At 63.5% G+C, this 25,369-nt stretch carries 18 protein-coding genes; 13 read left to right on the plus strand and 5 right to left on the minus strand.

Going from position 1 to position 25,369, the window contains the following annotated elements; genetic code table 11:
• Positions 1-14 precede the first annotated feature (14 nt).
• From OH764_RS04995 to OH764_RS05005, 3 genes are all read left to right on the plus strand, one after another.
• Entirely contained in the window at positions 15-368 is a 354-nt protein-coding gene (locus OH764_RS04995) for an ArsR family transcriptional regulator (protein WP_498848243.1), read from the plus strand.
• 156 nt (positions 369-524) lie between these two features.
• The gene (locus OH764_RS05000; RefSeq protein WP_498848244.1) at positions 525-1,667 is read left to right on the plus strand and encodes a BMP family ABC transporter substrate-binding protein; all 1,143 of its coding nucleotides are present in this window, start codon (positions 525-527) and stop codon (positions 1,665-1,667) included.
• A gap of 80 nt (positions 1,668-1,747) precedes the next feature.
• A complete protein-coding gene (locus tag OH764_RS05005; protein ID WP_020065460.1) occupies positions 1,748-2,278 on the plus strand; it encodes a nucleoside deaminase in 531 nt (176 codons plus the stop codon).
• On the opposite strand, the gene OH764_RS05010 is transcribed toward OH764_RS05005, so the two are convergent.
• Positions 2,275-2,856 carry a lysozyme inhibitor LprI family protein gene (locus OH764_RS05010; protein WP_498848245.1) on the minus strand — a complete coding sequence of 194 codons (582 nt, stop codon included), beginning with the start codon at positions 2,854-2,856 and terminating at the stop codon, positions 2,275-2,277. The two genes, OH764_RS05005 and OH764_RS05010, sit on opposite strands and share 4 nt — an antisense overlap.
• Positions 2,857-3,108: 252 nt before the next feature.
• On the opposite strand from OH764_RS05010, the gene OH764_RS05015 reads away from it, so the two are divergent.
• From OH764_RS05015 to OH764_RS05035, 5 genes are all read left to right on the plus strand, one after another.
• Positions 3,109-5,406 (plus strand): putative bifunctional diguanylate cyclase/phosphodiesterase, encoded by a 2,298-nt coding sequence (locus OH764_RS05015; RefSeq protein WP_498848246.1) that lies wholly within the window; start codon positions 3,109-3,111, stop codon positions 5,404-5,406.
• Between the two features lie 126 nt (positions 5,407-5,532).
• Complete coding sequence (locus OH764_RS05020) at positions 5,533-6,933, plus strand: mercuric reductase (RefSeq protein WP_498848247.1); 1,401 nt, start codon at positions 5,533-5,535, stop codon at positions 6,931-6,933.
• Positions 6,934-7,028: 95 nt separating this feature from the next.
• Positions 7,029-7,604, plus strand: coding sequence for a TMEM175 family protein (locus OH764_RS05025; protein ID WP_498848248.1), 576 nt, complete (start codon positions 7,029-7,031; stop codon positions 7,602-7,604).
• Positions 7,605-7,606: 2 nt separating this feature from the next.
• Positions 7,607-8,413, plus strand: a complete 807-nt coding sequence (locus OH764_RS05030) for a hypothetical protein (RefSeq protein WP_498848249.1) — start codon at positions 7,607-7,609, stop codon at positions 8,411-8,413.
• Between the two features lie 96 nt (positions 8,414-8,509).
• The gene (locus tag OH764_RS05035; RefSeq protein WP_498848250.1) at positions 8,510-8,998 is read left to right on the plus strand and encodes a metallophosphoesterase family protein; all 489 of its coding nucleotides are present in this window, start codon (positions 8,510-8,512) and stop codon (positions 8,996-8,998) included.
• Between the two features lie 174 nt (positions 8,999-9,172).
• Here the strand turns inward: OH764_RS05035 and proP are convergent, their stop codons facing one another.
• The 3 genes from proP to argA all read right to left on the minus strand — a co-directional run bounded on the left by proP (position 9,173) and on the right by argA (position 13,161).
• Positions 9,173-10,642, minus strand: a complete 1,470-nt coding sequence (proP, locus tag OH764_RS05040) for an MFS transporter (RefSeq protein ID WP_498848251.1) — start codon at positions 10,640-10,642, stop codon at positions 9,173-9,175.
• 741 nt (positions 10,643-11,383) lie between these two features.
• Positions 11,384-11,659 carry an oxidative damage protection protein gene (locus OH764_RS05045; protein WP_027775455.1) on the minus strand — a complete coding sequence of 92 codons (276 nt, stop codon included), beginning with the start codon at positions 11,657-11,659 and terminating at the stop codon, positions 11,384-11,386.
• A 113-nt stretch (positions 11,660-11,772) separates the two neighbouring features.
• Complete coding sequence (argA, locus tag OH764_RS05050) at positions 11,773-13,161, minus strand: amino-acid N-acetyltransferase (protein ID WP_020065469.1); 1,389 nt, start codon at positions 13,159-13,161, stop codon at positions 11,773-11,775.
• A gap of 23 nt (positions 13,162-13,184) precedes the next feature.
• Between argA and hrpA the strand changes: the two genes are divergently transcribed.
• Entirely contained in the window at positions 13,185-17,597 is a 4,413-nt protein-coding gene (gene hrpA / locus OH764_RS05055; protein ID WP_498848252.1) for an ATP-dependent RNA helicase HrpA family protein, read from the plus strand.
• Positions 17,598-17,966: 369 nt separating this feature from the next.
• On the opposite strand, the gene OH764_RS05060 is transcribed toward hrpA, so the two are convergent.
• Positions 17,967-20,795 carry a YadA-like family protein gene (locus OH764_RS05060; RefSeq protein WP_498848253.1) on the minus strand — a complete coding sequence of 943 codons (2,829 nt, stop codon included), beginning with the start codon at positions 20,793-20,795 and terminating at the stop codon, positions 17,967-17,969.
• A gap of 575 nt (positions 20,796-21,370) precedes the next feature.
• On the opposite strand from OH764_RS05060, the gene OH764_RS05065 reads away from it, so the two are divergent.
• The 4 genes from OH764_RS05065 to OH764_RS05080 all read left to right on the plus strand — a co-directional run bounded on the left by OH764_RS05065 (position 21,371) and on the right by OH764_RS05080 (position 25,293).
• Positions 21,371-22,390: a beta-propeller fold lactonase family protein gene (locus OH764_RS05065; RefSeq protein ID WP_498848254.1), complete on the plus strand. Its 1,020-nt coding sequence runs from the start codon at positions 21,371-21,373 to the stop codon at positions 22,388-22,390.
• A gap of 63 nt (positions 22,391-22,453) precedes the next feature.
• Entirely contained in the window at positions 22,454-23,449 is a 996-nt protein-coding gene (locus OH764_RS05070) for a sterol desaturase family protein (RefSeq protein ID WP_498848255.1), read from the plus strand.
• 149 nt (positions 23,450-23,598) lie between these two features.
• Complete coding sequence (locus OH764_RS05075) at positions 23,599-24,432, plus strand: EI24 domain-containing protein (protein ID WP_498848256.1); 834 nt, start codon at positions 23,599-23,601, stop codon at positions 24,430-24,432.
• Positions 24,433-24,462: 30 nt separating this feature from the next.
• The gene (locus tag OH764_RS05080) at positions 24,463-25,293 is read left to right on the plus strand and encodes a competence/damage-inducible protein A (RefSeq protein WP_498848257.1); all 831 of its coding nucleotides are present in this window, start codon (positions 24,463-24,465) and stop codon (positions 25,291-25,293) included.
• The last annotated feature ends 76 nt before the right edge of the window (positions 25,294-25,369 follow it).

Below are 25,369 nucleotides of genomic sequence, written 5' to 3' on the forward strand. Positions count from 1 at the left end.
AGAAGGAGACACGAATGGATGACGATGAGATCGATCCGGTGCTGATAGCCGTGCTGGGGCAGCTTTGGCGCGCGCATCGGGAAAGCTTCGGAGTCGCGAGGCCTCGCCGCGAGATGCGCAGCGGCGCGTGGTCGCTAGCGAGGCTCTCCAAGCAGGCCAACGTGCCGATGAGCGCGCTTCGGCGGCAGTTGACGGTGCTCGTCGACAGCGGTCTGGTGGAGACGACTTTCGACGAGGAGGGCACCGGCACCGCGCGTCTGAGCGACAGCGGCCGGGAAGTGTGCGCGGAGTTGTTCGGTGAAGTCGGGGCCGCGGGCGATGACGACGCGCCCGACCCCGACGACACGTCGCCGCCGAGCATTCACTAGTTAATCGAGCCGCGCGCAATACCGATTCCGTTATACACGGGATAACAGTGAATAATTTTTCCTCTGAAATTGACCTCGGAATATGGCCCCCTATGCTGGAGGCCTGCCCGCACCAACGGGCGCGAGGCGAACCCCTTAATCGATTTCGGAGAATTCATGAAAACAACGCTGGCGCGAGCGCTGCATCGATCATTGCGTATCAAGACTGCCCGGACCGCGCTCGTTGCGGCATGTGCCGCAACCGTCGGCCTCAGCCTCGGTTTTGCTGCAACGGCAGCGTCGGCGGCCACTGCGCAGCCCGTCGGCATTGCGTTTGTCTACCTCGGCAATCCCGGCGACGCCGGCTGGACCTACGCGCACGAACAGGGCGTAAAAGAGGTCGAGGCAAAGTTTGGCGACAAGATCAAGGTGACACGCATCGAGAACGTGCCCGAGTCTGCGGACTCGGAGCGCGTGTTCCGCGATCTCGCATCGAAGGGCAACAAGATCGTGGTGGGTTCGAGCTTCGGCTTCCAGGACTTCGAACTGAAAGTCGCCAAAGACTTCCCGGACACGGTGTTCGAACACGCGACCGGCTATAAGAAAGCGGCCAACTTCGCGACGTACGACGTGCGCACCTACCAGAGCGCCTATCTCGCGGGGCTCGTAGCCGGTTACACGACGAAGTCGAACACGCTTGGCTTCGTGGGCTCGGTGCCGGTGCCGGAAGTGGTGCGCAACATCAACGCGTTCACGATGGGCGCGCGCTCCGTGAACCCGAAGGTGCGCGTCAAGGTCGTGTGGATCAATAGCTGGTTCGATCCGGGCCGCGAAAAGCAGTCGGCCGAAACGCTGATCGGGCAGGGCGCGGACGTTCTCATCCAGAACACGGATTCGACGTCCACCATGCAGACCGCCGAGCAGAAGAAGGTGCACGCGTTCGGCTGGGATTCGAACATGAAGAAGTTCGGGCCCAACGCGCAACTGGGCGCGTGCGTGAGCAACTGGGGCGTGTATTACACGTATCTGGTGCAGCAGGTCATGGCGGGCACATGGAACAACGCGCCGGTGTGGTGGGGCCTGAAAGAGAAGGCGATCGACCTCGCCGATATCAACACCGAAGCGGTGTCGCCGACTGCGCAGAAGGCGTTGAGCCAGAAGCGTGACGACATCATCTCGGGCAAATTCAATCCGTTCGCCGGGCCGATCGTGGATCAGGCAGGTGCGGTGAAGGTTGCGGCGGGCAAGTCGCTGAGCGACGCGGAGCTGCTGCGTTTGAACTGGTTCGTGCAGGGCGTCGACGGCTCGCTGCCGAAGTAACGCGAACTGCATCGAGCCTCCCAGCCTGCCGACAGTAAAGAAGGAGTACACCCGTGAGTCTGACTGTTCCGAGCGCGGAGATGAGCGCAACAGCCGGCGCCGATGCGGCTGGCTTTCCGCCGCAGGGCTTGACGCCGACGCACGAGCAGATCGTGCGGCATCTGCGGCATTCGAGCCGGATCGCCGAGCGGGCGACGCTGCTCGGGCATCACCCGTTCGGCGCGGTGCTGGTCGGCCCGGACCAGGAAACCGTGTTGATGGAGCAGGGCAACGTCGACACCGTGAACCATGCGGAGTCAGTGCTCGCGCGCGTGGCGGCGCTCAACTTCACGCCCGCCTACTTGTGGAGTTGCACGCTGTATACGTCGGTCGAGCCGTGTTGCATGTGCGCGGGCACGATGTATTGGGCGAACATCGGCCGGGTGGTGTTCGGCATGACGGAGAAGCGGCTGCTCGAGGCGACCGGCGATCACGCGGAGAACCCGACAATGAGCGTCGATTGCCGGTATGTCTTCGATCACTGTCAGAAGCGCGTCGAGGTGATCGGCCCGGTCGCCGAAGTCGAGTCCGAGGTGATGGACGTGCAGCGCAGGTTCTGGAATAGCCGCTAGCTCGGTTCCAGCATCGCGATGCCGCAGAACCAGTCGCCGCCATGCGGCCGGTATTTCCACCGGCCGTCGTTCTGCTTGATGACGCTCGGGCACTGCTCGCCGATCGCGATACCCGGATTCGCGGCCGTGCATTGACGCATTGCCGTTTCGACAGCGGGACTCGCGGGCACGGACGGCTTGCGTGAGCGCTCCGGGGGCGTGGGCTTGAGCGCATCGGCAGGTTCCGGGGGGTGGGCGAGCGCAGGCTGCCCGCCCGTTGGGAGGCTCCCAAGCAACTGCTGAAGCTCGTCGATACGTGTTGCGTACCACGTCCCGAGACATGCCGCGTCCCGGCAATTGGCCTCGCGCCAGGCCCATTTGCTGTCGCTGTCGGCGATGAAGCCGCGCCGATCCGGCGCTCGTCGGCGCGCTTTCCAGTAGAGCTGCCCGAGCGTGTCGTCAAGACGCGACAACGCCGTGTCGCTGCAGATCATCTTCTCGGTGAAGGAATGGCCCTTCGTGCAGTTGAAACTTGCGGCCTGAACGGACGAATGCACGATCAGCAGCGCGGCGATCAGAACGGAGCGGACGATTTTCATGACGATTCCCGCGATGCATGTTTTTTCATGCAACGGATGATCGTCCGATCCCGTGCGATCGAGACGCCGGAAAAACGCGGCACTTACCGCGAGTGATTACCAGATGTTGCCTCGCGCGAGTCCACCCGACACCTCAGATCGCGCAATGCAGGGTAAATGGAAGCACGCCCGGCGGACATCTTCACGCTTATCGGGTATACCCTGATGCGCTGCTTACGCTTTCTTGCCGATGTTGGGTTGGGGGGCGCATATATGAACCGCGAAGCGACATCACGCATGGACGTAGGAGCGACGCCCGATGCCGGCCATTACCGGCCGGATCTGGCCGAAGAGGTGTTGGCGTCGGAGCGTAGCGTGTTGCGGCTGATCACGCGCAATACGCCGTTGCCGGAATTGCTGGAAGAAGTTTGCCACCGCGCGGAAGCGCTGCTGGGCGGGGGCGCGTCGTGCTCGATCCTGCTGCTCGACGACGACGGCGCCCACGTGAAGATGGGCGCCGCGCCGTCGTTGCCGGCGGAATTCAGCACGGCGATCGACGGTGTGCCAATCGGTCCGAGGGCGGGCTCCTGTGGCACCGCGATGTACGAGCGGCGGCTGGTGGTAGTCGAGGACGTCGAGACGGATTCGCTGTGGGCGGATTTCCGTGCGCTTGCGTTGGCGTACGGCTTGCGCGCGTGCTGGTCGGTGCCGTTCGAGAATGACGCCGGCGCGGTGCTGGGCGCGTTCGCCGTCTATTATCGCGAGCCGCGCCGTCCTACCGCGCAGGAAGAGACGATGCTGCGCGACATCAGCCGCAGCGTCGGGCTCGCCGTGCATCAGGACGCGATGGCGCAGCGGCTTGCGAACAGCGAGGAGCATCACCGGCTGGTCGTCGATCATCTGATCGAGGGCATTGTCGTGCAGTCTCGCGCGGGGGTCGTGCTGGCCTGCAATCCGAGCGCGCAACGCATGTTGCGCACCGGTCCGCAGATCGTCGGGCGCAGCATCCGCACGGTGATGGTGCGTGGCTTTCACGAGGACGGCTCGCCCGTGGCCGAGCATGAGCGGCCTGTCGCCCAGGTGCTTGCGAGCGGCAAGCCGATGCTCGGCGTCACACTGGCGCTCGAACTGGTGAACGGCGAAGTGATCTGGATCACCGAGAACGTCGTGCCGATTCTGAAGCCCGGCGAGAGCAAGCCCGACTCCGTGCTGATCTCGTTTACCGACATCGGCCCGGTGCGCGAGGCGCAGCGCCAGTTGAAATTTCTCGCGACGCGCGATTCCCTCACCGGGCTCTACAACCGGGCCTATCTGACGGAGCGCATGAACAGCCTGTTCGCGCCCGGCTACCCGAACTGCAGCGGCGAGCTGACGAGCGTTGCCGTGCTCTTCGTCGATCTCGACGGATTCAAGAAGGTCAACGACACGGCCGGTCATGAGGCCGGCGACGCGTTGCTGAAACGGGTCGCCGAGCGGCTTGCCGGCTGCGTCGGCCCGGACGATACTCTCGCGCGCGTGGGCGGCGACGAGTTCGTGATCGTGGCGAGCGCCTGCGAATGCAACGAGCAGATAGTCGGCCTGGCGCGTCGCATCCTCGGGGAAATCGCGGTGCCGTTCGCGGTGGCGGACAACGAGTACTACCTGGGCGCGTCGATCGGCATCAGCCGCTTTCCCGAAGACGGCCAGGACGCCCCTACGCTGATGCGCAACGCCGACTCGGCGATGTATCACGCGAAGCAGCGCGGGCGCAACAACTTCCAGTTCTTCACGGCGGAGCTCAATCAGCAACTGCAACGCCGGTTCCTGATCGAGCAGTCGCTGCGCCGCGCACTTGCCGCCCACGAGCTCAGTCTCGTATATCAGCCGATCGTCGATAGTCACGCCGGCCGGACCATCGGCGCTGAGGCACTGCTGCGCTGGTACAACAGCGAACTGGGCAATGTCTCGCCGGCCGAATTCATTCCGGTTGCGGAAGACGCGGGCCTGATCGTCGAGATCGGCGACTGGGTGCTCGCCCGTGCCTGCGAGCAGGCGGCGCAATGGCGGCGCACGCTCGCGCCGGATCTGATCGTCGCGGTGAATCTGTCGCCGCGCCAGTTCAACGACGGTCTGGTGGAGCGGATCAGGCGCTGCCTGGACCACTCGGGGCTCGAGCCGGCGGCGCTCGAACTGGAAATCACCGAGCGGCTTCTGATGAGCGACAGCGACACCGTGCTGCCCATGCTGCTCGCGTTGAGCGCGACGGGCGTACGTATTTCCGTCGACGACTTCGGCACCGGCTATTCGTCGCTGTCGTATCTGAAACGCTTTCCGCTGCACAACCTGAAGATAGACCGGTCGTTCGTGGCGGGCTTACCGGATCATCGCGATTCGATCGCGATCACGCAGGCCGTGGTGGCGATGGCGCATTCGCTCGGCATGAACGTCACCGCGGAAGGCGTGGAGACGCCCGAGCAGGCCGCATTCCTTCGTTCGATCGATTGCGACAAACAGCAGGGTTATCTATACAGCCGGCCTGTGGGAGCGAGCGCGTATGCGCGCGCGTTGGCGGATGTATATGCGGCGACGTGATCCGCGCGCCGCGTTGGCGTATGTCGCGAGGGTTCTCAATCCGCGAGGATCGGCAGCGTGACATAACCGCGCTGAAGACTGGGCGTAAGATGCAACGACCTGCATCTGAGCCCCAGGAGACTTGCGATGGCACAGCACTTCGACGCGGTTGTGATCGGCACGGGACAGGGCGGCGCGCCGCTCGCCGTGCGTCTTGGCAAAAGCGGCCGCCGCACGGCGGTCATTGAGCGCGCGGCGTTCGGCGGGACCTGTGTGAACGTCGGCTGCACGCCGACCAAGGCGTATGTGGCGAGCGCCCGCGCGGCACATGTGGCGCGCCATGCGGCGAGGCTCGGCGTGCACATTGGCGGCGCGGTCGGCGTGGATATGGCGGCGGTCAAGGCGCGCAAGGACAAGATCGTGGGCCAGTCGCACGACGGAGTGGAGGCCTGGCTGCGAGGCGCTCCGAACGTCACGGTGTTCAACGGCCATGCTCGCTTCACCGGGCCGCACACGATTGCAGTCAGCGGGCCGGACGGAGCTGTGCTGCACGAACTGAGCGCGGACGAGATTTTCCTCAATACGGGCACGCGTGCCGTGGTGCCGCCGCTTGAAGGGATCGAGCGAGCCCGCTATTACACCAACTCGAGTCTGCTTGAGATCACGGAGTTGCCAAGCCGGCTCGTGATTGTCGGGGGCAGTTATATCGCGCTCGAATTTGCGCAAGTGTTTCGCCGCTTCGGCAGCGAAGTGACGGTGCTGGTGCGCGGCGATCGTGTGCTGACGCGCGAGGACGCCGACTTTGCGGAGTCGGTGCAGAGCGTGCTGGCGCGCGAAGGCGTGGAGTTCCGTTTTGGGGTGCAGCCTTCGCGCGTCGAGCCGCATCCCCATCGCGAGAACGAAGTGTGTATCGGCTTCGAGCAGAATGTTCCGGCGCTCGAGGCGTCGCATCTGCTGTTCGCAACCGGCCGCAAACCGAATACCGACGATCTCGGTCTTGCCGCAGCCGGCATCGAGACCGACCGGCACGGCACGATTCCCGTGGACGGCCAGTTGCGCACCAACGTGCCGGGCGTGTGGGCGATCGGCGACATCAACGGGCGAGGCGCGTTCACGCATACGTCCTACGACGATTACCAGATCGTCGCGGCCAATCTGTTCGATGGCGGCACGCGCACTGTCGACAAACGGATCATGGCGTACGCGGTGTTCGTCGACCCGCCGCTCGCGCGCGTGGGCCTTTCCGAGGACGACGTGCGCAAGAGCGGGCGCGACGCGTTGATCGCGACCATGCCGATGTCGCGCGTGGGCCGCGCCCGCGAGCGCGGCGAGACCGACGGTTTCATGAAGGTGCTTGCCGACCCGCACACCCGGCAGATTCTCGGCGCGGCGATCCACGGTATAGAAGGCGACGAGGCGATTCATACCTTCATCGACATCATGACGGCAGGCGCGCCGTATCCCACCTTGCAATACGCGATGCACATTCACCCGACCATCAGCGAACTGGTGCCGACTTTGCTCGACGGTCTGAAGCCGATGAAGTAATGCGAGCGCGGCGCGCATCGACAAAGCGTCGCGGCATCGCGGATAATCGCCCCGCATTCAATCGCATTCAATCGCATTCATTCGAGGAACAGCCGATGGGCAAGGGACGTGTCGAAGCCTTCAGCGATGGCGTGATCGCCATCATCATCACGATCATGGTGCTGGAAATCAAGGTACCTGAAGGCTTCGATCTCGCCGCACTGACTCCGCTCGTGCCAGTATTTGCCGCCTATGTGCTGAGCTTCATCTACGTGGGCATTTACTGGAACAATCATCATCACATGTTCCATGCGGTGCAAAGGGTCAACGGCGGCGTGCTGTGGGCGAATCTGCATCTGCTGTTCTGGCTGTCGCTGCTTCCCGCCGTCACGCATTGGGTCGGCGAAAATCATCTGGCCTCGTGGCCGACTGCCATGTACGGCGCCGTGCTGTTCATGTCGGCCATCGCGTACTTCATCCTGACGCGCACGCTGATCCGTGCGCACGGTCGTGACTCGACGCTCGCAAAGGCGGTGGGCAACGACATCAAAGGAAAAGTGTCGGTGGCGATTTATCTGGCGGGCATTGCGCTCGCGTTCGTCGCGCCGTGGATTTCGGCGGCGCTCTACGCGCTTGCTGCGGCATGGTGGCTGGTGCCGGACCGGCGCATTGAGCATGTGATGGAAGCCTGAGCGTGCTTGCGCTAAAGCTCGCGCTCGTGCCGGCGTTTCTCGCCGCGCTGACGATCGCGGGACGCTTGTGGGGACCGTCGGTCGCGGGATGGCTCGCGGGCCTGCCGGTCGTCGCAGGACCGATCGTTCTGCTGCTCGCGCTGGAGCGCGGACCGTCGTTCGCAGCGCAGGCGTCGGTCGCCTCGATTGCGGCGATTGCCGCATCGGAAGCATTCAATTTCACATACGCATGGAGCTGCCGCCGGTCGCCGTGGCCGCTCGCGTTGGCTGCGGGCATGAGCGGGTGGCTGACAGCGGCGCTGTTGCTCGTGCATCTGCGTCACTCGCTCGTCTGGGCGGTGGGCGCGGCTTGCGTAGCTGTCGCGGTTTCGCAGAGCGCCTTGCCGCGCGTGTCGGGGCACGTGCCGGCGGGACGCCTGGGCGCGGCCGACCTTGCCATGCGCATGCTTGCCGGCGCGCTGCTGACGCTCGCTGTCACGAGCCTTTCCGCGTCGATGGGTGCGACGTGGAGCGGCCTGCTATCGGTGTTTCCGTTGCTCGGCATCGTGCTCGCCGTGTCGGCGCAACGTGAACACGGCCCTGGCTTCGTTGCGTTGCTGATGCGCGGCATGGTGATCGGGCGCGGCTCGTTTGCGGCGTTCTTCGCGGTGACAGCGGCGATGTTGCCGCGCTATGGCGTGTGGCTGAGCTTTGCGTGTGCGTCGGCGATTTCCGTCGTCGTGCAGGGCGCGACGCGGCGCATGCTGGATTCGAGGCGGCCGCCGCAAGCGGTGTCGCGTGAGACATCGTTGCAGCAGACGGTGGATTGATTTTGCCGGTGCTTGCGGGCGATCGCCCTTGCGCAGCTAGTCTGCGTGCAACGAGGCTAATTGCGACCAGCCCCGAGCTTCACGGATACTGTCGTCATGACTTCATCTACTCGCCGCGCGCCGTCGAGCCGCATCGGTCTCATCTCCGACACGCACAACCTCGTGCGTCCCGAAGCGCTCGAATATCTCGCGGGCTGCGACGCCATCATCCACGCGGGCGACATCTGTAACGAGGCCGTGCTCGAAGCGCTCCGTCATATCGCGCCGCTCACCGTCGTGCGCGGCAATAACGATACCGGCGAGTGGGCCGCGTCGCTGCCTACGCATGCGACGCTCAATGTGCAGCAGGTCGCGATTCTTGTCGTGCATGACATCGCCGACGTGCCAGCCGATCCGCGCAACGACGGTATCGGCGTGGTGGTGACCGGCCATTCGCATAAGCCGTCGATCACCGAGCGCGACGGCATGCTGTTCATCAACCCCGGCAGTGCGGGGCCGCGGCGCTTCAAGCTGCCGGTGTCGGCGGGCATCCTGACGGTCGAAGGATCGCGCGCGCAGGCGAGGTTCGATCTGCTGCTGAAATGAAAACGGGCCGGCAAATCTGCCGGCCCGTCGTACGTCTACTTTCGATGTAACTGGAATGCCGCGCGGAAAGTCGGCTTTGCTAGCGCGATTAGCGCAATCAAGCCTGATACCGCGGTTAGCGGCGACTCCCGAAGGAATCGCGTCGCATCACCGCGGCTACCGCGCCGCAGGCAATCACGCACGCGCCGTAGCAGTGGCTGCGTAGCGTTCGTCCATCTCTTCGGCTTCACGTTCGCCACGCAGTACTGCATGCGCTTCGGCGCGCGTCGCCACGCAAGGGCCCGAGCCGAGCAGCGGCTTGCGGGCGGTTTCGCGAAGTGCCATCACGGAGACGATACCGATCAGCGACGCGCCCATCAGGTAGTACGCAGGCATCATCAGATTGCCGGTGCGATCGACGAGCCATGCGGTTACCAACGGCGTCGTACCGCCGAACAGCGACACCGAGATATTGAAGCCGATGGCCAGCGCGCCATAGCGGATCTTGGTCGGGAACAGCGCCGGCAGTGCCGACGGCATCACCCCCGTGAAACACGACAGCAGCACGCCGAGAATCATCAGGCCGCCGAACACGGGCACCAGCGTGCCCATGCGGATCAGCAGCAGGGCAGGAATCGACAGCGCGAACAAACCCACGCAGCCGAACAGCATCACCGGCTTACGGCCGATCGTGTCGGACAGACGGCCGGCTGCGAGCGTCATCGGCATCATCAGTACCATCACCAGCAGCACGATGAAAAGGCCGTGCGATTCGTTGAAGTGCAGGGTGGCCGACAGGTAGCTCGGCAGGTACGAGAGCGCCATGTAGTCGGTCACGTTGAAGATCAGCACGAGGCCGACGCACAGCAGCAGCGGCTTCCATTGCTGCACGAGCAGATTGCGGAGCGACTGCTTCGGCAGTGCTTTGTCTTCGGCTTCGCGTTGCTCGGCCTGCTTCTTGAACGCGGGCGTTTCTTCGAGCTTCATCCGGATATAAAGACCCACCAGGCCCAGCGGACCGGCGATCAGGAACGGCACACGCCAGCCCCACGACAGCAGCGCGTCGTTCGACAGCGTCGCGGTCAGCACAGCAACCGTGCCTGCGCCGAGCACGTAGCCGATCAGCGTACCGAACTCAAGGAAGCTGCCCATGAAGCCGCGCCGCTTGTCGGTCGAAAATTCGGCGATGAAGGTGGCTGCCCCGCCGTATTCGCCGCCGGTCGAAAAGCCTTGCACCAGACGCGCTACGAGCAGCAGCGCCGGCGCGAGGATGCCGATCGACCCATAGCTCGGGATCAGCCCGATCGCGAACGTGCCAATCGCCATCATGATCATGGTCATTGCGAGTACGCGCTGACGGCCGATACGGTCGCCGAGCGGCCCGAACACCATGCCGCCGACCGGGCGCACGAGAAATGCGGCGGCAAACGTGCCGAACGTGGCGATCAACTGGGCAGAAGGGCTCGACGAAGGGAAGAACACTTTGCCGAGCGTGACAGCGATGTAGCTGTACACGCCGAAATCGAACCATTCCATTGCGTTGCCGAGCGCCATGGCGCCGACGGCACGTTTGAGGAGCGAGTTATCGACGACGGTGATGTCGTCGAGAGAAAGGCGTTGTTCTTGTTTGTGATGTCGCCAGAAGCCGTTGCTGGAAGCGGTCAAGGTAAAACTCCGATGACTGCGACGAAACTCATGATGCGTTCCGCCACGGTTGCTGGGAAGTGCAGTTTCGCAAACGGGGCGATGGCGTTCTTGCGCCGCGAAGGCGAAAGAGTGGGCGCGCGTCGGAAAAGAAACGCGAAAGCGCGGCAATAGCAGCAAACGCCCGTGCCTCGCGAGCCAGGTCGCGAAAAAACACTCGATTAAATTGTGTTGACTGTTGCACCTGCGTGGCCGTGGAGGGGGGCAGATGCATGAGGACGCAGACGGCTGGAGGCCGGACCTACGCCACTGGAAGGCTTGAAACGAAAAAGGCCGGTGCTTTATTCGCCGCCTGAGTGCCCCTCTGGATGACCGAAGGGCGACTTCAAACCGCGATACGACCGACAAGCCTTCTTGTATAAAAACTGTTCCATCGCGATGGACTCACGCAGTGCAGGCACATGGCGGGTCGCAAGGTCAGAGAACGCGAATGTAGGTGAATTGCTGTTGGAACGACGCACATGTTAGCACGATGACAGAGGATCGTGCAAACCCGGTTTTGGCTCCGCGGTCTGGCGACGGCGCTCGATCCCTTGCGGGGCGGGAGATTCCGGCGATCGAGACAGTCTTGAAAAGACGTCTGGAAGAGCACCAAATGTACCGTTTGGAGAGTTTGCGCGGCAGGCGAGGGACGAAAAAAATCCGCGCACCTGGCGCGGATTTCGTCGCTACTGCTGCGAGTGCGGAGCACTCGAATTGCGCTCACTCAGCCGGCGGCGGCACGTAACCTTGCGCCGTATCCGCGCCTTCGCCGAAGAAGAACTTTTCGGTCTGCTTCATCAGATACTGTCGCGCGCGCGGATCGGCCATGTTCAGACGGTTTTCGTTGATCAGCATGGTTTGCTGCTTCAACCAGGCTTGCCACGCTTCCTTGGAAATGCTTTCGTAGATCCGCTTGCCGAGTTCGCCCGGCAGCGGCGGGAAATCGAGGCCTTCGGCTTCCTTGCCGAGCTTCGCGCATTGAACCATACGAGTCATGCTGTGCTTCTCCTGTGTCGACCGGAGTGAATGCTTCGGCACTTACTCCAGTCCCATAAAAAATAATTACCGTAATCGATACGAGGACGGGCGGTCGCTTTATATGGGGCCGCTCAGAGCTGTTTCATCAGCACGAGCGATTTGCGCTGCCAGTTGTACAGTCGGCGGCGATCTTCGGGCAGGTCGTCGACCGTGACCTTGACGAAGCCGCGCTTCAGGAACCAGTGCTCGGTGCGCGTGGTGAGCACGAAAATGCGCGTGAGCCCGCGAGCCCGCGCGCGTTGCTCGATGCGCTTGAGCAGGCGCTCGCCGTCGCCGGTGCCCTGTGCTTCGGGCGCGACTGTAAGGCAAGCCATTTCGCCGATGCGCTCCTGCGTGTACGGATACAACGCCGCGCAGCCGAACAGCACGCCATCGTGCTCGATTACCGAGAAGTGGTCGATGTCGCGCTCGATCTGATGGCGGCCGCGCCGCACCAGTGTGCCGTCCGACTCGAGCGGCTCGATCAGCGCGAGAATGCCGCCGACGTCGTCCGGCGTGGCTTCGCGCAGACTTTCGAGGTTCTCGTACGAGATCATCGTGCCCACGCCGTCGTGCAGGAACAGTTCGAGCAGCAGGCTGCCGTCGAGCGCGTAAGGGATGATGTGCGCCCGCGCCACGCCGCCGCGGCAGGCGCGGATCGAATGCTTCAGATAGAAGCCCGCGTCGCCGGTCACTTCGCCGCTTTCGTGCAGCTTGTACGCGTCGTCGAGCGACAGTTCGCGGATCAGTTCGGTGCCGTCTTCGCCGGCCTGCATGAGGCCGGGCGTTTCCGTCAGGAACACGATCTTGTCGGCGCGCAAGGCGATGGCGGCAGCCGAGGCGACGTCTTCCATTGCCAGATTGAATGCCTCGCCGGTGGGCGAAAAGCCGAGCGGCGACAACAGCACCAGCTTGCGGCTTGCGAGCGAATGGCGGATCGAATCCGCGTCGATCTTGCGCACCACGCCTGTGTGCGCGAAGTCGACGCCGTCCAGAATGCCGACTGGGCGCGCCGTCACGAAGTTGCCCGAAACGACGCTGATGTGCGCGTGCGCCATGGGCGTGTTCGGCAAGCCCTGGCTGATGGCGGCCTCGATATCCAGACGCACTTCGCCCGCGGCTTCTTTCGCGGATTCGAGCGCGCGGGCGTCGGTAATGCGCATGCCGTGCGAAAACTCCGACTCGACGCCGTGCAGACTCATCTGCTCTTCGACCTGCGGCCGGGAGCCATGCACGAGAACGATCTGGATGCCCATGGCCTGCAGCAGCGCGATGTCGGACACGAGCGCATTCAGGAGCCCCTGATGCACCACTTCGCCGCCGAAACCGACAACAAACGTCTTATTCCGGAACGCGTGGATATAAGGGGCGACTGAGCGCATCCAGTCGACGAATTGCGCGTGCTGTGCGAGGTTTTCCGTTGCTCCGGCGGGGGCCGGAACGCTCGCGGGCGCGGGGACGAGGTCGGTTTGGGAATTCATGCCGGGGATTATAATGCGCCCCCATGTCGAATGTACCCAAAAGTCCCGCCGCGGCGAACGAGAATGCGGCGCCGGCCGCCGATCAGGCGAACTCCGGCGACGCGCAGCGCCGCCCTGAAAAGGACGCGAACCGAAGCAACCCGGACGCGCCTCGCAAGGCGCGCGAGCCGCATCGTGCCGGCGAACGCGCACAGGCGTCTTCCAACCAGAAGAATCCGTCGCGCACGGCGAAGGATGTCGAGGGCGCTGAGCCGTCGGGCGAGACGCTTGACGCACCTGAATCGCGTCAGCGGGGCGAACAACGCAAACAACGCGGCGAACAACGCAGGCAGAGTGGCCAGCGTGGCCAGCGTGACCAGCGCGGGCAGGACAGGCAGCCGGAGGCTGGAAAGCCGCCGCGCCAGCAACCGCCCCGTGAACCGCGCGCCCCACGTGAGGCGCGCGTGGTTCAGCCGAATCCGGTTCCGCCGATCACCTTCCCCGAAGCGCTGCCGGTCTCGGCCCGCCGCGACGAAATTGCCAAGGCGATCGCCGAAAACCAGGTGGTAATCGTGTCGGGCGAAACCGGCTCGGGCAAGACCACGCAGTTGCCGAAAATCTGCCTTGCGCTAGGACGCGGCCTCGGGGCGGGCGGCTCAGGCTTGATCGGCCACACGCAGCCGCGCCGCATTGCCGCTTCGGCGACGGGCCGGCGCATCGCCGAGGAGCTTGGCACGCCGTTCGGCGAAGTGGTCGGCTACAAGGTGCGCTTCACGGACAACCTGTCGCCGGGTGCATCCGTCAAGTTGATGACGGACGGTATTCTCCTTGCCGAAACGCAAACCGATCCGCTGCTCAAAGCGTATGACACGCTGATCATCGACGAGGCGCACGAGCGCAGTCTGAACATCGACTTTCTGCTCGGCTACCTGAAGGAAATTCTGGTCAAGCGTCCCGATCTGAAGCTGATCGTGACGTCGGCGACAATCGACGCCGACCGCTTCGCGCGCCACTTCGGCAGTGAAGAAAAGCCCGCGCCGGTAATCGAAGTGAGCGGGCGGCTTTATCCGGTCGAGGTGCGTTACCGTCCGATCGAAGAGGACAGCCCCGCCGTCAAGGCGGCGCAGGGTACGTCAGGCACATCGGGCGGTCCGGCGTCGCGTGAACGTGCGAAGACTCCGCGAGAGACTGGCAAGGAGCGCGACCGCGATCTGATGGAATCGATCGTCGACGCCGTCGACGAACTATGCCGCGAAGGCCCCGGCGACGTGCTGGTGTTTTTGCCTGGCGAGCGTGAAATCCGCGACGCCGCCGAGGCGCTGCGCAAGCATCATCCGCCGCACACGGAAATCCTGCCGCTGTTCGCGCGGCTCTCGGCCGCCGATCAGGAGCGCGTGTTCCGCACCTCCAACGCACGTCGCATCGTCCTCGCGACGAACGTGGCGGAGACGTCGCTCACGGTGCCGGGCATTCGCTACGTGGTCGACACGGGACTTGCGCGCGTGAAGCGCTATTCGTATCGCAACAAGGTCGAGCAGCTGCAGGTCGAGCCGATTTCGCAGGCCGCCGCGAATCAGCGGGCAGGGCGCTGCGGGCGGGTGGCCGACGGCATCTGCATTCGCCTGTATGACGAGAGCGATTACCAGAGCCGCGTGCGCTTCACCGATCCGGAGATTCTGCGCTCGTCGCTCGCGTCGGTCATTTTGCGTATGAAGTCGCTGCATCTGACGGCGATCGAGACGTTCCCGTTCATCGAACCGCCGCCAGGCCGCGCGATCGCCGACGGCTATCAGCTGCTGAACGAACTCGGCGCCGTCGACGACGACAATCAGCTGACGCCGCTCGGCCGCGAACTCGCGCGTCTGCCGCTCGACCCGCGCGTCGGCCGGATGATTCTCGCCGCGCGCGATCAGCAATCGCTGAAGGAAGTGTTGATCATCGCGAGCGCGTTGTCGGTGCAAGATCCACGTGACCGGCCGATCGAGGCGCAGGAACAGGCCGACCAGGCGCATCGCCGGTTTGCCGACGAACGCTCGGAATTCCTGCAGTGGCTGAAAATCTGGAACTGGTTCGAAGAAGCGATCGCGCACAAGAAATCGAACAAGCAGTTGCACGAGGAATGCCGGAAGAATTTCCTGTCGCAATTGCGTCTGCGCGAATGGCGCGACGTGCATTCGCAACTGCTGACGGTGGTGCGTGAACACGGCTGGCGTCTGAACGAAGCTGAAGCGACTTTCGAGCAGATCCATCTCGCGCTGCTGACCGGTCTCCTGGGCAACATCGGACTGAAAGCTGACGACGAGCCCTACTACCTCGGCGCACGCGGCATCAAGTTCTATCTGTGGCCGGGCTCCGCGCTCGTCAAGAAAGCGGGCAAGTGGGTCATGGCGGCGGAACTCGTCGAGACGAGCCGTTTGTACGCGCGCTGCATTGCGAAGATCGAGCCAGAGTGGATCGAAAAAATCGGCTCGCATTTGCTGAAGAAGTCGCTGTCAGAACCGCATTGGGAGAAGCGTGCGGCACAGGTGTCGGCCTTCGAACGCGCGGTTTTGTACGGGCTGCCGATCTATCACCGGCGGCGCGTGAGCTTCGGCAAACAGGACCCTGCGCGGGCGCGAGAATTGTTCATTCGCGGCGCGCTCGTCGAAGGTGAGTTCGACACCAAGCTCGGATTTTTCGCGCACAACCGCAAGCTGCTTGCCGATATCGAACAACTGGAACACAAGTCGCGCCGCCAGGATGTGCTCGTCGACGACGAACTGATCTTCGCGTTCTACGATCAGGCGCTGCCGAAGGGGATTTACACCGGCGCGTCGTTCGAGCGCTGGTATCGCGATGAACTGAAGAAAAGCGGTCAGCCCGAGGACAAGCTGCGCCTGCTGTATCTGTCGCGCGACGACCTGATGCGGCACCAAGCTGCCGGCGTGACGACCGATCTGTTCCCGAAACGGATGACGATGGCGGGCGTCGAAATGGCGCTCACCTATCACTTCGAGCCGGGTTCTCCGCGCGACGGCGTCACGCTCGCCGTGCCGCTCTATGCACTTAACCAGGTCGACGCGCGGCGCTGCGAATGGCTCGTACCCGGCATGCTGAAGGAGAAGACCCAACTGCTGCTCAAGTCGCTGCCGCAGAAGCTTCGGCGTCACTGCGTGCCGCTGCCGGAATATGCGGCCGGTTTCGTCGACCGGCATGGGCCGCCGCGTTTTGGTGCTGGCGGTTTGCTCGAAGCGCTGATCGCCGATATTCGCGAGCAGAAGCAACTCATGCTGAAACAGTCGGACTTCAAGCTTGAGACGTTGCCGCCGCATCTGTTCATGAACTTTAAGGTCGTGGACGAACACGGGCGGCAACTCGCGATGGGACGCAATCTGTCGCAGCTACGGGCCGAACTGGGCGGCCAGGCCCAGCAGCACTTCCAGAAGATCGCATCGAGCGCGGCGGGCGCGGCGTTGGCGGACGCGGCCGGTTCACGGGCGGACGGAGCAGGAGTTGCTGGAGCGCCGCGGACTGCGCCCGCGTCCAGTGGTCAGGCCCAACGAGGGAAGGGCGCGGCTGCGCCGGCGCCGCAGACGCCGTCGCAAGGTAGCGCGGGCGGCACGGCGCTGTACGAAAATCTCACCACGTGGAATTTCGGAAAGCTGCCCGAATTGCTCGAAATCCGTCGCGGCGGGCAGACATTATTCGGCTACCCGGCTCTCGTGGACCGCGGCACGCATTGCGACGTCGAGGTGTTCGATTCGCCGGATGAGGCCGCGCGTATTCATCGGGCGGGCCTGCGTCGGCTATTCGCTTTGCAGTTGAAGGAACCGATCAAGTATCTGGAGAAAAATCTGCCGGGCTTGCGCGAAATGGCGATGCAGTTCATGACGCGCGGTACACAGGAGGAGTTGCGCGATCAACTGATCGACACCGCGCTCGATCGCGCCTGCCTGCAGGACCCGCTGCCCGACGACGACGTCAGTTTCCACACGCGCCGCGATGAAGGACGTAGCCGGCTGACGTTGCTGGCGCAGGAGATCGCTCGGCTGGTTGGGCAGATTCTCGGCGAATACGCGTCGGTACTGAAGAAGCTGGTGCAGGCGAAGTCGTTCACGGCTGCGCACGCGGACATGCAGAATCAGCTCGACGCTCTGATCGGCAAGCGATTCGTGGTAGACACCCCGTATTCGCAGCTCACGCATTTTCCGCGTTATCTGAAGGGTATCGCGTTGCGGATCGACAAATTGAAGGCTGATCCCGCGCGCGACGCACGGCAATTCGCGGAGTTCCAGCCACTGCTGCAGAACTATCAGCGAGCGGTCGCGCAGCGTGGCGGCGTGCCCGATGCACGTTTGTCCGAGTTCCGCTGGTTGCTCGAAGAGCTGCGCGTTTCGCTGTTCGCCCAGGAGTTGCGCACGCCGATGCCTGTGTCGGTCAAGCGGCTTTACAAGGTGTGGGATTCGATGCAGCGGTGAGTCGTGGGGGGGGCGTAATGCGTGGCGGTGGCTCGGGCGTTGGGCTCCGCTGCGCATGCCGGTTTGGATGGTTGTCGAGAGACGTGCCTTGCTGCGGGTCTTGGGCTTGCAACGGTTCGAACGGTTCGAACGCCTCGAAACTCTTCAAGCAGTTCAAGCGCCCCAGGCGCTTCGTGCGCTTGCCCCTTCAACCGCGCTGAACAAAAAAAGCGCGTGACACCCGTTCCTTATGGAGGACGGGTGTCACGCGCGAACGTGTGCAGTCCGGCGCCGGACTTGCGCCGCCCTGCTGACTCCATATTTTTTAGCGCCGCGATGCACGGCGCGCTGCCGGACTGGACGCCAGCGCGCCAGCCCGGCAACACTCGCTTACCAGTGCATACCCGCGCCGATCGATGCGCCGATCTGCCCGCGCGAGTCCGTGCTGCCTTGCAGCTTGTAGACCCATTTGCCCGTCTCCGACAACTGCGACACGCCGATGGCAAGCGCTGACTGGCCGCCATAGGTGCCGCCGGCCATCGCGACCATGCCGTGACCAGGCAGCACAGCTTGCGGCAGGCCGACCATGGCTAGAGCAGATGCGGTGCCGCCGTACGAGTCGCGTCGGGCCGAGCGGATCTGGTCGTCGGTATAGTTGCGCGCCTCGCCGACCGCGCCGCTCGCGCTCTGCTGCAACTGATTGACGTTGACTGCGTCCGTGCCTTGCACGCCGGCTGCGACATTGGCGATCTGGCGCTCCTGACCCGCGGCGCCGACGGATACCGTATTCGCGCGATCCGCGACCGAGCCTTGGCCCAGCGCGACGGAATTCGTGCCGCTAGCAGTAGAGGCCGCGCCGAGCGCAGTCGCGTTGTTGCCGCTTGCGATGGAATTCGCGCCGATTGCGCTGGCGTTCACGCCGGTGGCCTGCGCGTTCGCGCCGCCTGCGACCGAGTGCAGGCCCGACGACACGGCACCTTCGGTGTCGCGATTGCCTTCGCCGCTGAAGAACGGATTCGCTGCGTTGACCACGGCGTTGTTGACGGCGCCGGTGATCGCTGCGTTCAGTTGACCGACGTTGACGGCATCGGAAGCGTCGACGCCTGCGGCGACGTTATGGATCGTGGTGCCGCCGCTGGCTGCATTGCCACCGAGCGTGACGCTGTTTTTGTCGACGTTGCCATTGGCATCCTGGTCGTACATCACCGCACCGTCGAGCTTCGCGGCGTTAGCGGCGCCCTGATCGCTAACGGCTTTCAACTGTGCCACGTTGACGGCGTCGGTATCGGCTGTGCCGGCTGCGACGTTCGTGATCTGCCGCTGGTTACCGGCCGAGCCGACCGAGACCGTTCCTGCGCGATCGGCGATGGAACCCTGGCCGAGCGCAGCGGAGTTCGCGGCGACGGCGCTTGCCTGATAGCCGAGCGCGACGGAGTTGGAAGCCGCTGCGCTCGCCTGATAGCCGACGGCAAGGGAGTTGAGCCCCGCCGCGCCTGCCTGATAGCCGAGGGCAGTCGAGCCGTCGCCTGACGCACTGGCAAGGCCTCCAACGGCGGTGCTGTAGCCACCCTGCGCCTGAGAACTGGTGCCGGCGGCAAAGCTTGCATCGCCGGCGGCAAGTGCCGAGCTGCCGATGGCGACCGCATTGGCCCCGGTCGCCGATGCGTCGTCGGTGCCGTCGTTCAGGCCGTTTGCCTTGAAGTAGCGCGCCGCGTTCGCACTGACCGTTTGTAACTGGCTCAGGTTGACGGCGTCGGTTGCCTCGGTGCCAGCAGCGACGTTGGTGATCTGGCGTTCGTTGCCGGCCGAGCCGACCGAGACCGTTCCCGCGCGATCGGCGATGGAACCTTGACCGAGCGCGACCGAGTTCGCCGCGACGGCGCTTGCCTGATAGCCTAGGGCGACCGAATTGGCGGCGACGGCGCTTGCCTGATAGCCGAGCGCAGTCGAACCGTCGCCTGAGGCACTAGCAAAGCCACCAACGGCGGTACTGTAGCCGCCCTGCGCCTGCGAACTCGTGCCGACGGCCAAGCTTGCATCGCCCGCGGCAAGTGCCGAACTGCCGATGGCGACCGCATTGACGCCGGTCGCCGATGCGTCGTCGGTGCCATCGTTCAGGCCGTTGCCGTTTGCCTTGAAGTAACGCGACGCGCTTGCGGTAGCGGCTTGCAACTGACTGACGTTGACAGCATCGGTTGCGTCCGCTCCAGCCGCGACATGCGTCAGGCGGCGCTCGTTGTCTTGAGAGCCGATCGATACTTCGCCCTTTGCGACCGTAGCCGCAATGGTCGCAGGATCGGCGCCAGTGGGTACATATCCGGGCTTGCTGAGGTCCGCGCCCGTTGCTGATTGGGCGCCGAGCGCGACGCTGTTGTCTGTGGAGGCTGCGGCGCCGTAACCGATCGCGACCGAGTTCAAGCCCGTGACCAGGGCCGCATAGCCGAGCGCCGTGGAGTTCCCGCCTGAGGCAGTAGCCGAGGGTCCACCGGCAAACGCGTTAATGCCCGACGCCGTGGCCGCATAGCCAAGCGCAACACTGCCGATCGCGCTGGACTTCGCGCCGTAGCCAAGGGCGGTCGACTGCGTTCCGGTCGCGGCTGCGCCACTGCCTAAGGCGGCGCTGCCATCCTTGTCTGCGAGCGCTCCCGACCCGGCGGCGATCGAGTCGATGCCGTTTGCACTTGCCTGCACGCCCGTGGCAACCGCGTGGGCACCCGCGGCGATGGCTGCAGTGCCCGTTGCAACCGAATCGGCGCCCGACGCCACGGCGCCAGTTCCGGCTGCAATCGACCGATAGCCTTCTGCAAGCGCACCCATGCCCAACGCTGTTGAGCTTTCGGCCGAAGCACTGGAACCCGCCCCTTGTGCGATCGCATTTAACCCGGAGGCTGTTGCCCCCGAGCCCACTGCAATCGAGTTGTCTCCCGCCGCGGCGGCACCCGCACCTTCCGCAACGGAACTCGTACCCGATGCGGTCGCGTTCAGTCCCAGCGCCACGGAGTTATCTCCAGCGGCGACTGCCAAAGGTCCCACGGCCGTGGAATTGACGCCTGCCGCCATTGCGTTCGCCCCGCCCAATGCCGCAGCCGCCGCGACAACCGCCAGTACGACAAGCTTCGTGCGCATAGAACGGCGCTTGGTCTTCGCCCTTGACGTTTCCGGCGTCGCTACCCAGGTTGCTGTCGCTTCGCACCAGATTGATTGATGGATTTTGTTCACTTGTCTTGAAACTCCGCGCAGTTGTGTCGTGGCCGGAGTGGACGAAATAATCGGAGAGGGCGTCATCGCCCATTAATCAGGTCGCGTGCAGAAAATATCGGCTATTAACGCAAGCCTGCTCGCTGCCGTTATCTGGCTGTTGCTTTCGTGTGGTTGCCCACGCCCGGATTATCTGCGTCACACTCGAAACGTCCACGGGATTGAGGGTTGGACGATGAGCGCGCGAGATTGTCGAGGCGCGCTGCGAACGGCGGAAATAAGCGAAATCCGAAAATATGCGAAATAAATTCAGCGGTCTTAAATCGATCGATTAATCTGGTTGTAAAGCGAGGTGGAATATAGAATAGTCCAGATTATTCTCAGCTCTGATAATGCGGGGCGGAAATTGTCTTATCGCTTTCGCGAGTAAATGAGACTGACGTTTCTCGCACCGCTGGCGCATCAGGAGCAGATTCAAGCGTTCGGCAAGCGTCCCATCCGGCCCTTCATTTTCCGCGAGCGACACCACGATCTGCGTCAACCGCACGCCCGGGCAAACGTTCTACAATGACGGTCGTTCTCCGAAGTGAGTTTTCATGCGTAAATTTTTTCTTTCTGGCGTGACAGCCACGTTCGCCGCGGGCATGGCTCTCGTAGCCGCCGCAGGCGTTTTTTCTCCGGCGGCCCATGCCAACAACGTGATCGTGCTGAATTCCGCCGAAGCCACGCTGAGCCTTATCGACGAGACGACTCGCCAGGTTGTCGGCACTGTACCGACCGGCAAGGAACCCCACCACCTGATGGCGACGCCGGACAATTCGTCGCTGATCGTGGCGAACTCGGTGTCGAACAACCTGATGTTCGTGGACCCCAAGTCGGGGCAGGTGCAGCGCTGGGTCGAAAACATTGAAGACCCGTACCAGATCGGCTTTTCGCCTGATCGCAAGTGGCTCGTCACCACTGGTTTGCGCCTCGACCGGCTCGATATCTATCACTACGACGGCCAGAAGAACCAGATGACGCTCGCGTCGCGCCTGCCGCTCGCGGTCATGCCGAGCCACATGGCGTTCACGAACGACAGCAAAACGGTGTTTGTCACGCTGCAGGTCTCCGGCGAACTCGCCGCGATCGATCTGGCTACGCAAACCGTCAAGTGGAAAATGAAGGTCGGCAAGGTCCCCGCAGGGCTCTGGATGACGCCGGGCGAAAAGTATCTGCTCGTCGGCATGACCGGCGCCGACTACGTGGCCGTGATCGACTGGCACACGCAGAAGATCGTGAAGACCATTCACACGGGCAACGGCGCGCACAACTTCCGCTCGCTCGCCGACGGCAAGCACGTCGCGGTGTCCAACCGGGTGGCAAGCACGATCAGCATTATCGACGAAGATTCGCTCACCAATGTCGGCGACATCACCGGTTTGTTGCCCGGTCCGGACGACATGGAACTTTCCGCCGACAAACGGTATCTGTGGGTAACGTTCCGCTTCGCGAAGCACGTCGGCGTCATCGACCTGAACACGCGCAAGCTGATTCAGACCATTGCGGTGGGCCGTTCGCCGCATGGCATCTATTTCTTTAATCGTGCGCCGGTCACGGCGCCGAATGGCGCGTGATAATGCAGCTATCCAAGCCGCTTTTGAGCGAGCCGCAATGATCGAAGTAACCCGACCAGCGCCATGTTCCATCTGATTTCGTCTTCTCTCGACAGCTTCGTCTCCGCGTTGCAGACGTTGCTGTACGTCGACGTGGTGCAGCCGCTGCTGTTCCACTTCAATCTGATGGACTACGACGAAGACACGTACGACAGCCTGTATTGGGTGATCGTGGGCGTCCTCGAAGTGCTGGCCATGTACGCGATCTTGCGGCCGCTGGAAGCGCTGCGTCCGGTCGAGCAATGGGAGAACCGCAAGGCGGTGCGCGTCGACGTGATCTACACGTGGATCGCCAAGCTGGGCATTCTCAACCTGTTCTTCTTTTTTGCGCTGCAGCCGTTTTTCGACCATGTGCAGGCGTGGCTGCGCCTGCATGACGTCTCGAATATCGAGTTCGACAATCTGTGGCCCGGCGTGACTACGCAGCCGCTCGTCACTTTTGTCATGTATCTTCTGGTGCTCGATTTCGCGGGTTACTGGTATCACCGCTGGGAGCACCGTATTGGCGTCTGGTGGGAGTTGCATGCGGTGCATCACAGCCAGCAGCAAATGTCGCTGTGGGCCGACGACCGCAACCATCTGCTCGACGATCTGCTGCAGGCGTCGTTCTTCGCGGTGATCGCGCTCGTGATCGGCGTGCCGCCGTCGCAATTCGTCGTGCTGGTCGCCATCACGAACCTCGCGCAAAGCGTCCAGCACGCCAACATTCGCCTGTATTTCGGCTGGCTCGGAGAGCGCCTGCTGGTCAGCCCGACATTCCATCGGCGCCATCATGCGATTGGCTACGGTCACGAAGGTCTGAAATACGGCTGCAACTTCGGCGTGCTGTTTCCGTGGTGGGACATGCTGTTCCGGAGCGTGTCGTGGAGCCGCGAGATGGAGCCGACCGGTATCAGCGACCAACTTCAGGGCCGCGTCTACGGCGAAGGTTTCTGGGCGCAGCACTGGCTCGCCTTCGCGCGCATCGGCCGGCGTCTGTCGGCACGGCGGCGCAATCAGGGCGGTGCGACCGCAGTCTGAGCCTGAGGGTTCGTTTCTCCGCGCGCCGCCGGTTTCCCCGGCGGCGCGTCACGTGGTTTATGCTGTCCACGTTCGCGCTCACGGTCCGCACTCTGTGACCGCGCGCCGCTTCCTCCATTTCATCGTTGCATTCACCGGCACTGGCTCGCATGAATGATCTGTTGCGCTCGTTCGGGCGCGCGCTCGCAAGCGCGCTCCACCCGCGCATGCTCTGGCTGACCTTCCTGCCGTTTCTCGCGGCAACAGTCGGGTGGGGCGTGATCCTCTGGTTCTCGTGGCAGACGCTGATCGGCGCGACGCGCGGCTGGCTTGAAAGCTGGTCGTTCACCGTCACGCTCTACCATCTGTTCGACTCGCTTGGCTTTTCCGGACTGCACGCGGCCATCGCGCCGTTCCTTGTGATTGCCATGACGATCCCGCTGATCGTCGTCACGGTATTGCTGCTGATCGCCACGCTGTCGATGCCAGCCGTGATCCGCTTCCTGTCGACTCGTCAGTTCCCAAGCCTCGAAATGCGCCGCGGCGGAACGTGGTATGGGAGCCTCGGCCAAGCGCTGTGGACGACGCTGGTATGTCTCGTGCTGCTGATCGTCACGCTGCCGCTGTGGCTGGTGCCGCCGTTTTTCGCGTTGATTCCGCCGCTGCTGTGGGGCTGGCTGACCTATCGCGTGATGACCTACGACGCGCTCGCTCTGCACGCGACGCGCGACGAACGGCGTGCACTGGTTCGGCGTTTCCGCTTGCCGCTGCTGCTGATCGGCGTCGCAAGTGGGTTGCTGGGTTCGTTGCCGACACTGTTGTGGGCATCGTCGGTGTGGCTGATCGTGTTATTTCCGGTCATCACCGCGGTGACCATCTGGATTTATGCATTCATTCTCGTGTTTTCGGCGCTGTGGTTCGGCTACTACTGTTTGCGGGCACTGCAACGCATGCGCGCGGACGAGGCAGGGGGCATGCGGCAGACTGCGCCGGTTCCTTATTGATCAACAAGCGACATAACCAAAGAGGCGGCAATGGCATTTGGCGTCATCATCATCGGCGATGAAATTCTGTCGGGCAGGCGCGTCGACAAGCATTTGCCGAAAGTCATCGAACTGCTGGGCGCGCGTGGCTTGTCGCTTGGCTGGGCGGAGTATATCGGCGACGACCCGCATCGCATTACCGCGACGCTGCGGCGCACTTTCGCCTCCGGCGATATCGTGTTCTCGACGGGCGGTATCGGCGCGACACCGGACGACCATACGCGTCAATGCGCGGCGGCTGCGCTCGGCGTGCCGCTGGAATTGCATCCGCAAGCGCAGAAGCTGATTCAGGAGCGCATTCGCGACATGTACCCGGCGACCGCAGCGACGCCGCTCGACCTGAATTCGCCCGAGAATCTTCATCGGCTGAATATGGGCACGTATCCGCAAGGGGCGGAAATTATTCCGAACGGCTACAACAAGATTCCGGGCTTCTCGATCCGCGAGCACTATTTCGTGCCGGGCTTTCCAGTCATGGCCTGGCCGATGATCGAATGGGTGCTGGACACCCACTACGCGCATCTGCATCACGCCATGCCGCACGCGGAAAAGTCCTTGCTGGTGTTCGAGCTACCCGAGTCGCGCGTCACGCCGCTAATGGAAAAGATCGAACACGATTTTCCCGGCGTGCGCGTGTTCAGTCTGCCGAGTGTCGGCGACGCCGAGCGCGGGGGCGTTTATGCGCGTCATCACATTGACTTGGGCGTGAAGGGCGAACCGGAGGCGGTTGCGGCGGCGTTCGTGAAGCTGCGAGAAGGCGTGCACCTGCTGGGCGGTGACATCGTCGAGCACGAGGCGGCAGCGGCGAAGCCCCGCGCCTGAGCTTCGCCTGTGCGCGCTGGCATTTGCGACCGCGCTTGCCGCGCGGATTCGCATTGGGCGGTCTGCAATTGCCTCA

The sequence above is a fragment of the Burkholderia sp. M6-3 genome (genome assembly GCF_050858985.1).
Lineage (GTDB): Bacteria > Pseudomonadota > Gammaproteobacteria > Burkholderiales > Burkholderiaceae > Paraburkholderia > Paraburkholderia caledonica.

Excerpts from the sequence above, each read along its gene's own strand:
- OH764_RS04995 (WP_498848243.1), top strand. The coding sequence starts at position 15 with ATGGATGACGATGAGATCGATCCGGTGCTGATAGCCGTGCTGGGGCAG.
- OH764_RS05000 (WP_498848244.1), top strand. The coding sequence starts at position 525 with ATGAAAACAACGCTGGCGCGAGCGCTGCATCGATCATTGCGTATCAAG.
- OH764_RS05005 (WP_020065460.1), top strand. The coding sequence starts at position 1,748 with ATGAGCGCAACAGCCGGCGCCGATGCGGCTGGCTTTCCGCCGCAGGGC.
- OH764_RS05010 (WP_498848245.1), bottom strand. The coding sequence starts at position 2,856 with ATGAAAATCGTCCGCTCCGTTCTGATCGCCGCGCTGCTGATCGTGCAT.
- OH764_RS05015 (WP_498848246.1), top strand. The coding sequence starts at position 3,109 with ATGAACCGCGAAGCGACATCACGCATGGACGTAGGAGCGACGCCCGAT.
- OH764_RS05020 (WP_498848247.1), top strand. The coding sequence starts at position 5,533 with ATGGCACAGCACTTCGACGCGGTTGTGATCGGCACGGGACAGGGCGGC.
- OH764_RS05025 (WP_498848248.1), top strand. The coding sequence starts at position 7,029 with ATGGGCAAGGGACGTGTCGAAGCCTTCAGCGATGGCGTGATCGCCATC.
- OH764_RS05035 (WP_498848250.1), top strand. The coding sequence starts at position 8,510 with ATGACTTCATCTACTCGCCGCGCGCCGTCGAGCCGCATCGGTCTCATC.
- OH764_RS05045 (WP_027775455.1), bottom strand. The coding sequence starts at position 11,659 with ATGACTCGTATGGTTCAATGCGCGAAGCTCGGCAAGGAAGCCGAAGGC.
- argA (WP_020065469.1), bottom strand. The coding sequence starts at position 13,161 with ATGAATTCCCAAACCGACCTCGTCCCCGCGCCCGCGAGCGTTCCGGCC.
- hrpA (WP_498848252.1), top strand. The coding sequence starts at position 13,185 with ATGTCGAATGTACCCAAAAGTCCCGCCGCGGCGAACGAGAATGCGGCG.
- OH764_RS05065 (WP_498848254.1), top strand. The coding sequence starts at position 21,371 with ATGCGTAAATTTTTTCTTTCTGGCGTGACAGCCACGTTCGCCGCGGGC.
- OH764_RS05070 (WP_498848255.1), top strand. The coding sequence starts at position 22,454 with ATGTTCCATCTGATTTCGTCTTCTCTCGACAGCTTCGTCTCCGCGTTG.
- OH764_RS05075 (WP_498848256.1), top strand. The coding sequence starts at position 23,599 with ATGAATGATCTGTTGCGCTCGTTCGGGCGCGCGCTCGCAAGCGCGCTC.
- OH764_RS05080 (WP_498848257.1), top strand. The coding sequence starts at position 24,463 with ATGGCATTTGGCGTCATCATCATCGGCGATGAAATTCTGTCGGGCAGG.